The sequence below is a fragment of the Pseudomonas brassicacearum genome (assembly GCF_009601685.2).
In the GTDB taxonomy this organism is placed as follows: Bacteria; Pseudomonadota; Gammaproteobacteria; order Pseudomonadales; family Pseudomonadaceae; genus Aquipseudomonas; species Aquipseudomonas kilonensis_B.
Genome location: NZ_CP045701.2, coordinates 1,658,944 through 1,673,728 on the forward strand (window position 1 = coordinate 1,658,944; position 14,785 = coordinate 1,673,728).

Genomic DNA, 14,785 nt, shown 5'->3' on the forward strand with positions numbered 1-14,785 from the left:
CCCGGGAGACCGCGTCACCTTCATCGCGGGCAAGCCTTGCTCCCACAAGCCTTGCTCCCACAAGCTGCAACAACCGCGATCTATCCAGCAATAGGACGTTGAATGACGGTCACCGACGACACCCTCCTGCTCCAACGCCTACTGGCCGGTGAGCAACAAGCCTACAGGGAGCTGGTCAGCGCCTACCAGAGCCCGATGCGCGCCGTGGCCTACGCCATCGTGGGCAGTCGTCATGCCGACGAAGTTGTACAGGATGCCTGGCTGTCAGTGGTGCGCAACCTCAATGGCTTCCAGGGACGCTCCAGCCTCAAGACCTGGCTGCTGACCATCACCGCCAACGCTGCCAAAGGGCGCTACAAACAGAACCGTCGGGAGGTGTTGCTCGACGATCTGCCGTCACCCCATGGCACCCTGGGCGATGATCGTTTCGCCGCCGATGGTCATTGGCTGCTGGCGCCGTTCGCCTGGCATCAGGACACGCCTGAGGCGCTGCTCACGATGGACGAATTACGCGATTGCCTGGAGCACACATTGCTCAGCCTGTCGCAACTGCAAGGCAGCGTGCTGACCCTGCGGGAACGCCAGGGGTTGGAGCTGGAAGAAATCTGTAATCTTCTGGATATCTCGCTCTCCAATGTGCGAGTGCTGTTGCATCGCGCCCGGCTGAAAGTCTTCGCGACCGTTGAACATTTCGAGGAAACCGGCGAATGCTGACCTGCAAGGAACAAGTGGCGCGCTCCAGCGACTACCTCGACGGGCAACTGAGCTTTCGTGAACGCCTGATGGTGCGTCATCACCTGATGTTCTGCCCCAAGTGCCGGCGTTTTATCCGCCAGATGCGCCTGATGCAGGCAACCCTCAGGAAACTGCCGCAACCGCCGGTCCCTGACCTGGATCACCTCGCCGAAAAACTCGCCGCCGAGCGCCGCAAAAACATCCGCTAAGCGCTGTAGGAACTGTAGGAACTGTAGGAGCTGTCGAGTGCAACGAGGCTGCGATCTTTCCCCCGCCAATTGAATCTCAAGCGAACGATCAAAAGATCGCAGGCTTCGCCAGCGCTTACGGTTATTCCTATTCGAAGTAAAAAGTTCCGCTGTCATAAAATCTTTATCTGATAGCAACTGCGCTGACACAACCCATCGCCAAGATCCCCTCCAACACCAGCGGGCTCAGTTCCGCGTGTTTTCTAACGGCATAGACTACCAACAGGGGAATTCTTCGATGATCCGCAAGCACTTCGCAGGTGTTGCCGCCAGCGCACTGGCCATGGCAGTAACCGCCCAGGCTTTCGCTGGCACCGTCACCACCGACGGCGCCGATATCGTGGTCAAAACCAAGGGCGGCCTTGAGGTCGCTACCACTGACAAAGAGTTCAGCTTCAAGCTCGGTGGTCGTTTGCAAGCTGACTACAGCCAGTTCGATGGTATCTACACCGATAATGGCAATTCGGCCGATGCCGCTTACTTCCGTCGTGCCTTCCTGGAATTGTCCGGCGTGCTGTACACGGATTGGGCCTACACCATCAACTACGACTTCTCTCACAACGCCGGCAGCTCGGACGACGGTTACTTCGACGAAGCGTCCATGGCCTACAACGGCTTCAAGCCGGTCTCGATCAAGTTCGGTCGTTTCGACCCGGATTTTGGCCTGGAAAAAGCCACCAGCTCCAAGTGGGTTACCGCACCGGAGCGTAACGCCGCCTACGATTTGATCGATTGGGCCAACGGCCACCAGAACGGTCTGGGTCTGCAAGCTTCCAGCACCTTCGCCGATTCGTTCTATGCCTCCGCTGGCGTATTCGCCAAGGACAACAACGACACCGACGGCGACAGCGTCAAGCAATTCAATGGTCGCTTCGTATTCGCACCGATGCACGATTCCGGTAACGTCCTGCACTTTGGTGTGAACGTTGCTTCCCGTGACGTCTCCGACACCGTGTTCGACGCACGTTATCGCTCCCGCCTGGGCATGCGTGGCGTTGAAACCCTGGGCGGCAACGATGCCGGCCCTAACGGCAACCGTCCGCTCCTGGGCGGCGCCAACAACTCGCCGGCCGGTTCGTACGACACTGACACCGCCTTCGGCCTGGAAGCCGCTTTCGCCATGGGGCCTGCGTCGATCCAGGGTGAATACATCTCCCGTAAGACCAAGGCTGACAGCGACGCCTTCGAAGACATCAAAGGCCATGGCTTCTATGTCCAGGGTGCCTACACCCTCACCGGTGAGTCCCGCGGCTATAAAGTCGGCAAGTTTGATGCAATCAAGCCCCAGAACAAATCCATCGGCGCCTGGGAAGTGTTCTATCGCTTTGACAGCATGACCGTCGAAGACGACAACATCACCACCGCCTCGGCGACTCGTGAAGTGGGCGATGCCGAAGCCAAGGTGCACAACCTGGGCGTGAACTGGTACGCCAACGAAGCGGTGAAAATTTCCGCTGCCTACGTCAAGGCCAAGACCGACAAAGTCACCAACGCCAATGGCGACGACGATGGCGACGGTTTTGTAATGCGCGCCCAGTACGTGTTCTAAATCGCACTGACTTGATACAGAGCTCTTTCTTCATCCGTTATAGCTCCTTTCAACCCCGCCTCTGGCGGGGTTTTTTTATGTGCGTGCGGTCAGGATCGGCGATACTCGCCCCATCCGCCGTCTGGATATCGAGGAACCGCATGCCGCTTCACGTCTTGGACAGCTTGTCCGCCATCGCGCCGCACGAGTGGGACGCGCTGGTGCCCGCCAATCAACCGTTCCTGCGCCACGCCTTCCTGAGCTCGCTGGAAGACAGCGCCAGCCTGGGACCGAGTTCCGGTTGGCAAGCCGAGCATTTATTGCACATTGAAGACGGTCAACTGCTGGCGGCCTTGCCCAGCTACCGCAAGTGGCATTCCTACGGTGAATACGTGTTCGACCACGGCTGGGCCGACGCTTGCGCCCGCGCCGGCATCGACTATTACCCCAAGTTGCTGACGGCAGTGCCGTTCAGCCCGGTCAGTGGCCCGCGACTGTTGGCGGCGCGGGTGGAGGACGGCTTGGAGTTGCTGGGCAGCTTGCCTGGGTATCTGGAGATCGAAGGGCTTTCCAGTGCCCACATCAACTTCACCGATGCCTTCACCGACGCGGCGCTTGCCGGGCAAGAAGGCTGGTTGCAGCGGATCGGCTGCCAGTATCACTGGCAGAATCGCGGTTATCGCGACTTCCAGGATTTTCTCGACGCGCTCAGTTCCCGCAAGCGCAAGCAGATGCGCAAGGAGCGCGAACAAGTGGCGGGGCAGGGCATCGCGTTCCAATGGCTTGAAGGTCATCAGTTGGACGAGGCGCAGTGGGATTTTGTCTACGCCTGTTACGCCAACACCTACGCGATACGACGGCAGGCGCCGTACCTGACCCGAGCGTTTTTCAGCCTGCTGGCCGAACGCATGCCCGAGGCCATTCGTGTGGTGCTGGCCAAGCAAGGTTCGCGACCGGTGGCGATGGCGTTCAGCCTGGTGGGCGGCGACAGTTTCTACGGGCGGTACTGGGGCTGCCTGGCGGAGTTCGACCGCCTGCACTTCGAGACCTGTTTCTACCAGGGCATGGACTACGCGATTGCCCGCGGCTTGCAGCGTTTCGATGCGGGTGCCCAGGGCGAGCACAAACTGATTCGCGGGTTCGAGCCGGTGATTACCCGCTCATGGCACTACCTGCGCCACCCCGGTTTGAAAGCGGCGGTCGAAGATTTTCTCGCTCGGGAGCATGAGGGTGTGCTGGCGTATGCCGAAGAGGCGAAAACAGCACTGCCTTATCGGCAGTGCTGATCCTCGCGGGTATGACTCAGCGGTTTTCCTGGCCCAGCCAGCGGTAGGAGACACCGCCGACGACGGCGCCCAGCAGCGGCGCTACCCAGAATAGCCACAGTTGCTCGATGGCCCAGCCACCGACAATCAGCGCCGGACCGGTACTGCGGGCCGGGTTGACGGACGTGTTGGTGACCGGAATCGAGATCAGGTGAATGAGCGTCAGGGCCAGGCCGATGGCAATTGGTGCCAGCCCGGCGGGCGCACGTTTATCGGTGGCACCGAGGATGATCAGGATGAACATCGCCGTCATGACCAGCTCGGTGACAAAACCGGCCGCCATTGAATACCCACCAGGCGAATGCTCGCCATAACCGTTCGCTGCCAGGCCGGACGCGGCCAGGTCAAAGCCTTCCTTGCCGCTGGCGATGAAGTAGATCAACGCGGCGGCGAGCACCCCTCCAATGAGTTGGGCAATGATGTAGGCAGGCAACTCTCTGGCCGGAAACCGCCCGCCCACGTACAAGCCCAACGAAACGGCGGGGTTCAAATGGCAACCCGAGATATGGCCGATGGCGAACGCCATGGTCAGCACCGTCAGGCCGAACGCCAGGGCAACCCCCAGCACGCCAATCCCCGAGGCGGCCAATACCGCGCTGCCGCAGCCGCCCAATACCAGCCAGAACGTACCCAACAACTCAGTCGTTGAACGTTTGAGTAGAGACATAAGAATCCTTGATGAAACAGTCGTGATAATCGGTTATGCATCCAGCAGTATTACGACAGGTTCATCTCCAGAACCTGAGCTGAGTACAGCAGGATTTTGCGAAGAATCCAGCGGCATAAAAAACCGCCAGCGTCATGGACGGTGGCGGTTCTGGCCGTGGTCGGTGGGGAGTATGTCGTTGCGGTGTGGGCTAAATGGATCCTGGACAGATTTTTTCAGAATGGCGCTCGGACACTGGGCTGTGGGAGCAAAGCTTGCTCGCGATGCTGGCGCCTCGGGCCATCCGGGAGACCGCGTTATCTTTATCGCGGGCAAGCCTTGCTCCCACACGATCCCCACGCCTCCTGTCTGTAGAAGCTCAATCGATCCCCACAAACCCACCGGTCTGATGCTGCCACAGCCGCGCATACAACCCGCCATGGGCCAGCAGTTCGGCATGGCTGCCGGTTTCGGCGATGCGGCCGTTCTCCAGCACCACCAAGCGGTCCATCCGGGCGATGGTGGAGAGGCGGTGGGCGATGGCGATCACGGTCTTGCCTTGCATCAAGGTCTCGAGGCTTTCCTGGATCGCCGCCTCGACTTCCGAGTCCAGCGCTGACGTCGCTTCGTCCATGATCAGGATCGGCGCGTCCTTGAGCAGCACCCGCGCAATAGCGATGCGCTGGCGCTGGCCGCCGGACAGTTTCACGCCGCGCTCGCCCACATGGGCATCGAAGCCGGTGCGGCCTTCGGCGTCCGACAGCAATGGAATGAACTCATCGGCCCGGGCCTTGCGCACGGCTTCCCAGAGTTGCGCATCGGTGGCGTCTGGCTTGCCATAGAGCAGGTTGTCACGGATCGAACGATGCAGCAGCGAGGTGTCCTGGGTGATCATGCCGATGCGCTCGCGCAGGCTTTCCTGGCCGACTTCGGCAATGTCCTGGCCGTCGATGAGGATGCGCCCGCCTTGCACGTCATAGAGGCGCAGCAGCAGGTTGACCAAGGTGGATTTACCGGCGCCGGACGGACCAATCAGGCCAATTTTTTCGCCGGGCTTGATGGTCAGGTTGAGGTCGTCGATCACGCCACTTTTCTTGCCGTAGTGGAAACTCACATGCTCGAAACGCACCTCGCCCCGGCCCACCGCCAGGGGCTTGGCCTGGTCGCGGTCGGTGACGCTGACGGGTTGGGCAATGGTCTGCAAACCGTCCTGGACCATGCCGATGTTTTCGAAGATGCCATTGACCACCCACATGATCCAGCCGGACATGTTGACGATGCGGATCACCAGCCCGGTCGCCAGGGCAATGGCGCCCACGCTGATCAGCGACTGGGTCCAGAGCCACAGTGCCAGCGCCGTGGTGCCGACGATCAGCAGCCCGTTCATGGTGGTGATGACCACGTCCATGCTGGTCACCACGCGACCGGCCAACTGGGCTTTTTCGGTCTGCTCCTGGATGGCTTCGCGGGCGTATTGCTGCTCGAAGTTGGTATGGGCGAACAGTTTCAGGGTGGTGATGTTGGTGTAGCCGTCGACGATCCGGCCCATGAGCTTGGAGCGGGCATCGGACGACACCACCGAGCGCTCCTTGACCCGCGGCACGAAATAACAAAGTGCACCGATGTAGGCAGCGATCCACATCAGCAGCGGGATCATCAGGCGCCAGTCGGCTTCGGCGAACAGCACCAGGGAGCTGATGGCGTAGATCAGCACATGCCAAAGGGCATCCACGGCCTGCACCGCGGAGTCGCGCAGGGAGTTGCCGGTCTGCATGATGCGCTGGGCGATGCGCCCGGCGAAGTCGTTCTGGAAGAAATTCAGGCTCTGCTTGAGCACGTAGCTGTGATTTTGCCAGCGGATCAGGCTGGTCATGCCGGGGCTCAAGGTCTGGTGCACCAGCAGGTCATGCAGGGCCACGAAGATCGGTCGGAAAATCAGCGCCACCACGGCCATCCAGGCCAGCTCCAGGCCATGGATCTTGAAGAAGTCCACATTGGGCGTGCCCTGGGTCAGGTCGATGATGCGGCTCAGGTAGCTGAACAGCGCCACTTCGATGAGCGCACCGATCAGGCCCACTACCAGCAGCACGGCGAAGCTGGGCCAGACCTGTTTCAGGTAATAGGTGTAGAAGGGCAGGACGCGATTCGGTGGAGCCGAAGTGGGGGCGTCGCGGAAGATATCGATCAGTGTTTCGAAGCGGCGAAAAACCATGGGTAAATGCCCTGGCAGGGGCTCTCCTTATTGCTATGGGCGGCGCGCGATGACCGCGTCGCCCAGGCTGCCGTGCGCCTCTTCAGTCGATGCGCTTGGCCGACTTGATGATCACAGGATCGGCCGGCACGTCTTTCATGCCGCTGCGTTGGGTGGTTGGCGAGTTGACGATGATGTCGACGACATCCATCCCTTTGACGACCTTGCCGAACACTGCATAGCCGTCTCCAGTATCGAGGAAGTCGTTATCCTTGACGTTCACGAAGAACTGGCTGGTGGCGGAATCGGGTACGGATGTGCGGGCCATGGACAGCGTGCCACGGACATTATGCAAACCATTTTTCGACTCGTTCTTGATCGCAGCTTTGGTTTCTTTCTGCTGCATTTGCTGAGTGAAACCTCCGCCCTGGATCATGAACCCCGGGATCACCCGGTGAAAAATCGTGTTGTTGTAGAAACCACTGTCCACGTACTCAAGGAAGTTCTTGGTACTGATGGGGGCCTTGACCGGGTCCAGTTCGATTTCGATCTGACCGTTGGTGGTGTCCAGCAATACATGGGGTGCCTTGGCTGGCGTGGCGGCCATCAGGTTGGCGGCAAACAGTACGGTGCCGGCGGCGAGGGCGATTTTTTTCAGCATGGGTTCAGTGATCCTGAGTGGTGGAGTCGGTTGCGGTCAAAAAGTCGAGCAGGGTTTGGTTGAAGCGTTCGGGTTGGTCCAACGGGGTAGCGTGCCGTGAATCGGCGATGACCACCAGCCGTGCATCGGGCAGCAGCTTGACATAGGCTTCTTTCAGCGCCACCGGGGTGTAGTCGTGGTCGGCGCAGATGACGAGGGTTGGACAGACAACCTGCGAAAGTCGTTCCTGAACGCCCCAGCCTACGATCGCATCGAAGCTGGCGAGATAAGCACGTTTGTCGTTCTTTGCCCAGCGCCGGGCCATTTCCAGGCGTAACTCGGTTTGCTCAGGCTTGGGAAATAACTTGGCGCCGAGGGCCTTGCCGATGGTTTCCAGGCTAAGAATGCGCATCAGGCTCCAGCGCTTGAACCATTGCCAGCAATCGTCGGGCGTGCGGACTTTGACTTCGGGCGCGCTGTTGACGATGCACAGGCTCTTGATCCGCCCGGGTTCATCCACTGCCAGCTGAAAACAGATCATGCCGCCCATGGACCAGCCCACCAAGTGCACCGGGCCCAGGCCCAGGTGTTCGATCAAGGCGATCAGGTCGGCGCTGAAACCTTCGATGCTGTAGCGCTCCCGCGGCTTGTCGGAGCGACCGTGGCCGCGCACATCCACCACGATCAGGTGGTAATGGGCGGACAGCACCGGGACCTGCTTTTCCCAGTCCCGGGTGCTGGAACCCAAACCGTGGACCAGCAGCAAGGGCGTGCCGTGGCCATATTCCTCGTAGTGCAGGTTGCAACCTTCGTGTTCGAAATAGGCCATCGGCGAAGTCCTTGTCAGGCTTGTTCAGGGGCCGCGAACGGCGCATCCAGCGGCGCGGTGTCGAAGGTGCGCAGCAATTCGACCAGGATTTGCGTGGCTGGGCCCAGGGGTTTTTCCTTGTTCGAATACAGATAGAAGCTCGGGTTGCGGCTGCCACCTTGATCCAAGGGTAGCTGTTTAAGCGTCCCTTCCTTGAGTTCCCGCTCGATCATGTGCCGGGGCAGCCAGGCGAAGCCCAGGCCGCTGCCTACGAACGTCGCGGCGGTGGCCAGGCTGCCGACGGTCCAGCGCTGTTCGGCACCGAGCCAACCCACATCGCGAGGTTGCTGGCGTCCGGAGTCGCGGATCACCACCTGCAACTGGCTTTCCAGATCCTGGAAAGTCAGCTCGCGGTTGAGCCGATGCAGGGTGTGTTCGGGATGGGCCACCGCGACGAATTCAACGTCGCTCAATTCCGCCCCCAGATAGCCAGGAATGCTGAAGCTGCTGATGGCCAGGTCGGCCACGCCTTCGAGCAGCACTTCTTCGACCCCAGACAACACTTCTTCGCGCAGCCGCACCCGACAGCCACGACTTTGTGGCATGAACGCCGTCAAGGCGCGAACGAGGCGGGCGTTGGGGTAGGCCGCGTCGACCACCAGGCGCACTTCCGCTTCCCAGCCTTGCTCCATGTGGTGGGCCAGGTCTTCCAGTTGGCTGGCCTGTTTCACCAGTTGCCGGGAACGGCGCAGCAGTACGCCGCCGGCTTCGGTCAGCACGGCCTTGCGCCCATCGATGCGCAGCAACGGCACGCCGAGCTGATCCTGCATGCGGGCCACGGTGTAGCTCACTGACGACTGGGAGCGATGCAGCACTTCAGCGGCCTGGGCGAAACCGCCGTAGTCGACCACGGCCTGCAAGGTGCGCCATTGATCAAGGGTGACGCGGGGCGCTTTCATATCGGGCTCCTCTTGTCCTAAGCTGGCAGTCCCTTGGTGGAGACTGCCGAATGAAGAAAATCTGCTGTGTGGTGCTGGCTTTGCTACCACTGACCGCGTTTGCCTACCCGATCGATGTTGAAAAACACCTCAACGGCCTGAGCATCGACTACAACGCCTATGACACCGATGCCGACATCGGCTCTATCCAGGTCAACAACTACGGGAGCACCGATGCGGCTTGCACCGTGGTCTTCAGAAATGGCCCCGAAGCACCTCGCACCCGCAAGATCGAAGTCGCCGCCGGCAAGTTCAAGAACGCCACGGCCAAGTTCAACCGCAACATCATCAAGCTGCGCATCAAGCTGACCTGTCGGCCGAAATAGCCAGGCAGCGGGGCAGACAATACTGCTTGCTCCGCTTATAAACGAATTTATCGATGATTTGCAGCAATTATTTGCGCTTTTTCATCGATATGCTCGCGTTTAACCTTCACTCCATCGACTGACAACATTCTCAGATGGAGCCTACAAGCCATGTCCCGCGTTCTGATCATCGAAAGCAGCGCCCGCCAGCAAGACTCGGTGTCCCGTCAACTGACCCAGACCTTCATCAGCCAGTGGAAAGCGGCGCACCCGGCCGACGAAATCAGCGTTCGCGACCTGGCCATCAACCCGGTGCCGCACCTGGATGCCAATTTGCTGGGTGGCTGGATGAAGCCGACCGAGCAGCGCAACGACGTTGAAAACGCCTCGCTGGAACGCTCCAACCAACTGACCGATGAACTGCTGGCCGCCGACGTGCTGGTGATGGCTGCGCCGATGTACAACTTTGCTATCCCCAGCACCCTGAAAGCCTGGCTCGACCACGTGCTGCGTGCCGGTGTGACATTCAAGTACACCCCCACCGGCCCTCAAGGCCTGCTGGCCGGCAAGCGCGCCTTCGTCCTCACCGCCCGCGGCGGTATTCATGCCGGCGGCAGCACGGACCATCAGGAGCCCTACCTGCGCCAGGTCATGGGTTTCATCGGGATCCACGACGTGACCTTCATCCATGCCGAGGGCATGAACCTGGGCGGCGATTTCCAGGAGAAGGGTCTGAATCAGGCCAACGCCAAACTGTCCCAGGTCGCCTGATCCGTTAATCCTCGGGTAATCGCCAGGTGTTCTAGTGACCTGGCGCTTCCCTTCAAACCGTTTTGCGCATCGAACCTCCCTTTGCACTTATTGCTCCTGAGTGCATCAGCCCGATTGAACGCTTTAGCGAAATCGGGCTTTTTTTTGGGGAAGAGAAAATAACGACCACTTGAAATGGGCGCCCCTCAAGCCTTGAGGGCTGGGTGATGTGCAGGTCGCAGACTCACTGGTATTTGGCACGTCTGGCGATGCCTGCTGTGGTAATTTATGCGCGCAATTACAGTACGGAGACTGTGATATGTTCAAAGTCAAACGCAAGACATGGGCTTTATTCTTGGTCTACCTCATAGGGGCGGCTGGCTATATCTCTTACCTCTATGTCGAGACGCAAAGCGTCCTCACTGACAATATCAATAATAAATTGCTGCATGCCGCGCTGGGCGCTTCGGCCATTCTCGGTGACCGTTACCATGACAATCTGGTCGATAAACAGTCCAAATCACCGACGCAAGACTGGGACACCATAGAGCGGCTCTCCGGCTTCAACGAGTCCATGGGCACTGCTTTTGTCTATAGTGTGATCAAGCGAGGTGGAAAAGCTTATCTGGTCAGTTCCAGCGCATCGAAAAAAGAAATTCAAGAGAAGAATTTCGTGCGTTTCTTCGATCCTTATCCCGATGCCAGTCAGGCTTTACTCGATAGTTTTGAGCGCAACGAGCCAACCTGGATCGACTACTCGGATCATTGGGGTGATTTTCGCGCGGTGTTTGTCCCCTTAAAATCACAAGACGGTACCGCGTATGTTGTCGGTGCGGAAGTTACCTTGGCGGACTACTACCAACAACTTAATCATGACGCCCTGTACCATATCATCCTGGCCATCCTGGTATTTCTCGCTTTCCTGCTTTTGCGCATGCGTGCTCATCTGCAGCAACTGCGAGTCAATGAACAGGTATTAAAACAGGCGAAAAATGCCGCCGAGGACGCTGATCGTTCGAAAACCAGCTTTCTGGCAACCATGAGTCATGAAATTCGCACCCCAATGTACGGTGTGATTGGCGCGACCGAGTTGCTGGCCCGGTCCGCCCTGGATCCCGAGCAACGTCGTCTTCTCACCACGATTCATTCCAGTGGACGGAGCCTGCTGTCTCTTATCGATAACATTCTCGACCTGGCAAAAATCGAGGCGGGCAAACTTGAATTGAAACCTCGTGTTTTCGAAGTGAGAGCGTTGGTTTCATCCTGCATGGAAATGATCCGGCAAAGTATTCAGGACAAACCGATAGTGCTGGAGGCGCAGTTCTCGCCGGACGTACCGCCTTTGGTCAAAACCGATATGGATTGCCTTCGCCAGATTTTGATCAACTTGCTGGGCAATGCGGTCAAATTTACCGACGCCGGTAAAGTTTCCCTCTTGGTCACCACCAGCGGTTATGGCTCTCAAGCGTGGCTCGACTTCTCCATACGCGATACCGGCATCGGTATCCCCACGGAACGGCAAGACAACCTGTTCAAGCCCTTTGCCCAGTTTAAAGGGCCAGCAGGACAACGCTTCATAGGGAGTGGGTTGGGTCTTTCGATCTGTAAGAACCTGCTCGAGGCGCAACAGGGAACGTTATTTTTCACCAGCGAGCCTGGTGTTGGCTCGACATTTTCCTTCTCGCTCCCCATGGCGCTTTTTTCAGTCTCGGAAATACCCGTCAAGGATGATCATGCGACGGTTGGCTTCGACTCATCTTTTGCCGAGGATTATCCGCTCGATATCCTTTTGGTGGAGAACCACCCGGTGAGTCAGAAGGTGGCCATGGCGATGCTACAAGAGTTGGGTTATGCACCCGACCTTGCGTCAGATGGCCTGGAAGCGGTCAATCGTTGTATGGCTTCGATGCCAGAGATCATTCTGATGGATATCAACCTGCCCGTGATGGATGGGTTGGAGGCCGTGCGCAGAATCCGCGAATTACCCCTGGGCGATACTTGCTACATCGTTGCTTTCACCGCGAGTGTTTTTTCCAGCGAGATAGAGCGTTTCAGGGCTGCGGGTGCCGATGACATCTTGACCAAACCGGCAAACTTCCAGGCGCTGACCCGAGTGCTCCAGCGTGCCGCCAACCATCGGCACCAGCGTCAGGCCAACCCTTGGGTCGTGGATGAAGTTTCAAGTTAGTGGGAAACCAGTGGGAGCGAGCAAGCTCGCTCCCATCGTTCAAAAACGCTATCTTCGCCGCCATTCGATACGAGGGGCGGTATGGGCTATCTACTTTTTGTGACATTGATCCAGGCGTTTTCCTTCAGCCTGATCGGCGAGTACCTGGCTGGGCATGTGGACAGTTATTTCGCGGTACTGGTGCGAGTGCTGCTGGCCGGGCTGGTGTTCATTCCGCTGACGCGCTGGCGCCAGGTGGAGCCGGCGTTCATGCGCGGCATGCTGTTGATCGGCGCCTTGCAGTTCGGCGTCACCTACGTCTGCCTGTACCTGAGTTTCCGAGTGTTGACGGTGCCCGAGGTGCTGCTTTTCACCATCCTGACGCCCCTGCACGTGACCTTGATCGAGGACGCGCTGAACCGACGCTTCAATCCCTGGGCGCTGATCGCGGCGCTGGTGGCCGTGGCCGGTGCGGCGGTGATTCGCTACGACCGGATCAACCCGGATTTCTTCATGGGCTTCTTGCTGCTGCAATTGGCCAACTTCACCTACGCTGCCGGACAGGTGCTGTACAAACACCTGGTGGCCCGCCACCCGAGCGACCTGCCGCACTACCGGCGTTTCGGTTATTTCTATCTCGGTGCGCTGATGGTGGCGTTGCCGGCTTTCCTGCTGTTCGGCAAGGCCAACTTCTGGCCGCAAGCGCCGCTGCAATGGGGCGTGCTGGTGTTCCTCGGCCTGGTCTCCACCGCGCTGGGGCTGTACTGGTGGAACAAAGGCGCGTGCCTGGTCAACGGCGGGACGCTGGCGGTGATGAACAACCTGCATGTGCCGGTGGGCCTGCTGGTGAACTTGCTGATCTGGAATCAGCACGAGGCATTGGGGCGGTTGCTGCTGGGTGGGTCGGTGATATTGGCGGCGGTGTGGATCAGTCGGTTGGGGGTACGCCAACCGCAACCTGCAAACTGAAAAATCCTTGTGGGAGCGGGCTTGCTCGCGAAAGCGGAGTGTCAGGCAACAAATATATCGACTGAGACGACGCCTTCGCGAGCAAGCCCGCTCCCACAGGGGGATCTGTGCTGGGTCAAACCACCTGCTTCTGCGGCTCCGGCAACTGGCTCGCCCCCAGCACCGCCGGCAGCAGCCCCGAACGCAGGTCCGTGCCGCTTGGCTGCTGGTACAGGTTCAACCCGAACTCCGGCATCACCGCCAGCAGGTAATCGAAAATATCCCCTTGGATACGCTCGTAGTCGGCCCATGCGGTGGTGCGGGTGAAGCAGTAGATTTCCAGCGGGATGCCCTGGGCGGTGGTCTGCATCTGCCGGACCATGCAGGTCATGTTCGGCTGGATCTCCGGGTGGCTTTTCAAATACGCCAGTGCGTAAGCGCGGAAGGTGCCCAGGTTGGTCATCCGCCGACGGTTGGCCGACATCGCCGCGACGTTGCCCTGGGCCTCGTTCCAGGCCTTGAGTTCGGCCTGCTTGCGGCCGATGTAGTCGGTCAGCAGGCGCACCTGGGTCAGGCGCTGCTCTTCCTCGTCATGCAGGAAACGCACGCCACTGGCGTCGATGAACAGGCAGCGCTTGATCCGTCGCCCGCCGGACTGCTGCATGCCGCGCCAGTTCTTGAACGACTCGGACATCAGGCGCCAGGTGGGGATCGAGACGATGGTCTTGTCGAAATTCTGCACCTTGACCGTGTGCAGCGTGATATCCACCACGTCACCGTCGGCGCCGACCTGGGGCATCTCGATCCAGTCGCCGACCCGCAGCATGTCGTTGCTGGTCAGTTGCACGCTGGCGACGAACGACAGCAGGGTGTCCTTGTAGACCAACAGAATCACCGCCGACATGGCCCCCAGACCCGACAGCAGCAACAGCGGCGAGCGGTCGATCAGGGTGGCAACGATGATGATTGCGCCAAACACATACAGCACCATCTTCGCCAGTTGCACATAGCCTTTGATCGAGCGGGTGCGGGCGTGCTCGGTGCGGGCGTAGACATCCAACAGGGCGCTGAGCAGGGCGCTGATGGCCAGCACCATGAACAAAATGGTGAAGGCCAGGGCGACATTGCCCAGGAAAACCATACTGGTCTTGCTCAGTTCCGGCACCAGGTGCAGGCCGAACTGGATGATCAGTGAGGGCGTCATCTGTGCCAGGCGATGAAAGACCTTGTTATGGCGCAGGTCGTTGACCCAGTTCAAGGCCGGTTGGCGCCCCAGCAACTTGGCAGCGTGCAAAATCAGATAGCGCGCCACACGGCCAAGCACCAGGGCGATGACCAGCAGCAATATCAGGGCGAGGCTGGAATGCAGGATCGGGTGCTGGTCAAGGGCACCCCAGAGATCTTGGAGCTTGACCCAGAGTTGTTTGATGTCCATGGGCGAAACGGTTCTTCTATAAAGACGCGACGGTGCAATTAGAGCATTTAAGCCCGGTCAA

General features: G+C 59.3%; 14 protein-coding genes. 8 read left to right on the forward strand and 6 right to left on the reverse strand.

Annotated elements, in window-relative coordinates; all coding sequences use genetic code 11:
- Positions 1–102 precede the first annotated feature (102 nt).
- The 4 genes from GFU70_RS07310 to GFU70_RS07325 all read left to right on the forward strand — a co-directional run bounded on the left by GFU70_RS07310 (position 103) and on the right by GFU70_RS07325 (position 3,797).
- A complete protein-coding gene (locus GFU70_RS07310; RefSeq protein WP_058546187.1) occupies positions 103–714 on the forward strand; it encodes an RNA polymerase sigma factor in 612 nt (203 codons plus the stop codon).
- A complete protein-coding gene (locus GFU70_RS07315) occupies positions 708–944 on the forward strand; it encodes an anti-sigma factor family protein (protein WP_116642965.1) in 237 nt (78 codons plus the stop codon). The genes GFU70_RS07310 and GFU70_RS07315 overlap by 7 nt, the downstream gene beginning before the upstream one ends.
- A 277-nt stretch (positions 945–1,221) precedes the next feature.
- Positions 1,222–2,532, forward strand: coding sequence for an OprO/OprP family phosphate-selective porin (locus tag GFU70_RS07320; protein ID WP_058546189.1), 1,311 nt, complete (start codon positions 1,222–1,224; stop codon positions 2,530–2,532).
- A 140-nt stretch (positions 2,533–2,672) separates the two neighbouring features.
- Entirely contained in the window at positions 2,673–3,797 is a 1,125-nt protein-coding gene (locus GFU70_RS07325; RefSeq protein WP_058546190.1) for a GNAT family N-acetyltransferase, read from the forward strand.
- A gap of 16 nt (positions 3,798–3,813) precedes the next feature.
- Here the strand turns inward: GFU70_RS07325 and aqpZ are convergent, their stop codons facing one another.
- The 5 genes from aqpZ to GFU70_RS07350 all read right to left on the reverse strand — a co-directional run bounded on the left by aqpZ (position 3,814) and on the right by GFU70_RS07350 (position 9,080).
- Positions 3,814–4,503 carry an aquaporin Z gene (gene aqpZ / locus GFU70_RS07330; RefSeq protein ID WP_058546191.1) on the reverse strand — a complete coding sequence of 230 codons (690 nt, stop codon included), beginning with the start codon at positions 4,501–4,503 and terminating at the stop codon, positions 3,814–3,816.
- 358 nt (positions 4,504–4,861) lie between these two features.
- Complete coding sequence (locus GFU70_RS07335) at positions 4,862–6,694, reverse strand: ABC transporter ATP-binding protein (protein ID WP_153387793.1); 1,833 nt, start codon at positions 6,692–6,694, stop codon at positions 4,862–4,864.
- An 82-nt stretch (positions 6,695–6,776) separates the two neighbouring features.
- Entirely contained in the window at positions 6,777–7,334 is a 558-nt protein-coding gene (locus GFU70_RS07340) for a peptidylprolyl isomerase (RefSeq protein WP_058546193.1), read from the reverse strand.
- A 4-nt stretch (positions 7,335–7,338) separates the two neighbouring features.
- Positions 7,339–8,142: an alpha/beta fold hydrolase gene (locus GFU70_RS07345; RefSeq protein WP_153387794.1), complete on the reverse strand. Its 804-nt coding sequence runs from the start codon at positions 8,140–8,142 to the stop codon at positions 7,339–7,341.
- Positions 8,143–8,156: 14 nt separating this feature from the next.
- Positions 8,157–9,080, reverse strand: a complete 924-nt coding sequence (locus GFU70_RS07350) for a LysR family transcriptional regulator (RefSeq protein WP_058546195.1) — start codon at positions 9,078–9,080, stop codon at positions 8,157–8,159.
- Positions 9,081–9,130: 50 nt separating this feature from the next.
- On the opposite strand from GFU70_RS07350, the gene GFU70_RS07355 reads away from it, so the two are divergent.
- From GFU70_RS07355 to GFU70_RS07370, 4 genes are all read left to right on the forward strand, one after another.
- Positions 9,131–9,445: a hypothetical protein gene (locus GFU70_RS07355; RefSeq protein ID WP_058546196.1), complete on the forward strand. Its 315-nt coding sequence runs from the start codon at positions 9,131–9,133 to the stop codon at positions 9,443–9,445.
- Between the two features lie 150 nt (positions 9,446–9,595).
- Positions 9,596–10,195 (forward strand): FMN-dependent NADH-azoreductase, encoded by a 600-nt coding sequence (locus tag GFU70_RS07360; protein ID WP_058546197.1) that lies wholly within the window; start codon positions 9,596–9,598, stop codon positions 10,193–10,195.
- Positions 10,196–10,493: 298 nt separating this feature from the next.
- The gene (locus GFU70_RS07365; protein WP_153387795.1) at positions 10,494–12,362 is read left to right on the forward strand and encodes an ATP-binding protein; all 1,869 of its coding nucleotides are present in this window, start codon (positions 10,494–10,496) and stop codon (positions 12,360–12,362) included.
- Between the two features lie 81 nt (positions 12,363–12,443).
- On the forward strand, positions 12,444–13,310 hold the full coding sequence (locus tag GFU70_RS07370) for a carboxylate/amino acid/amine transporter (RefSeq protein WP_058546199.1): 867 nt from the start codon (positions 12,444–12,446) through the stop codon (positions 13,308–13,310).
- A 115-nt stretch (positions 13,311–13,425) separates the two neighbouring features.
- Here GFU70_RS07370 and GFU70_RS07375 read toward each other — a convergent pair whose 3' ends face one another.
- Positions 13,426–14,724, reverse strand: a complete 1,299-nt coding sequence (locus GFU70_RS07375) for a mechanosensitive ion channel family protein (protein WP_153387796.1) — start codon at positions 14,722–14,724, stop codon at positions 13,426–13,428.
- Between the last annotated feature and the right edge of the window lie 61 nt (positions 14,725–14,785).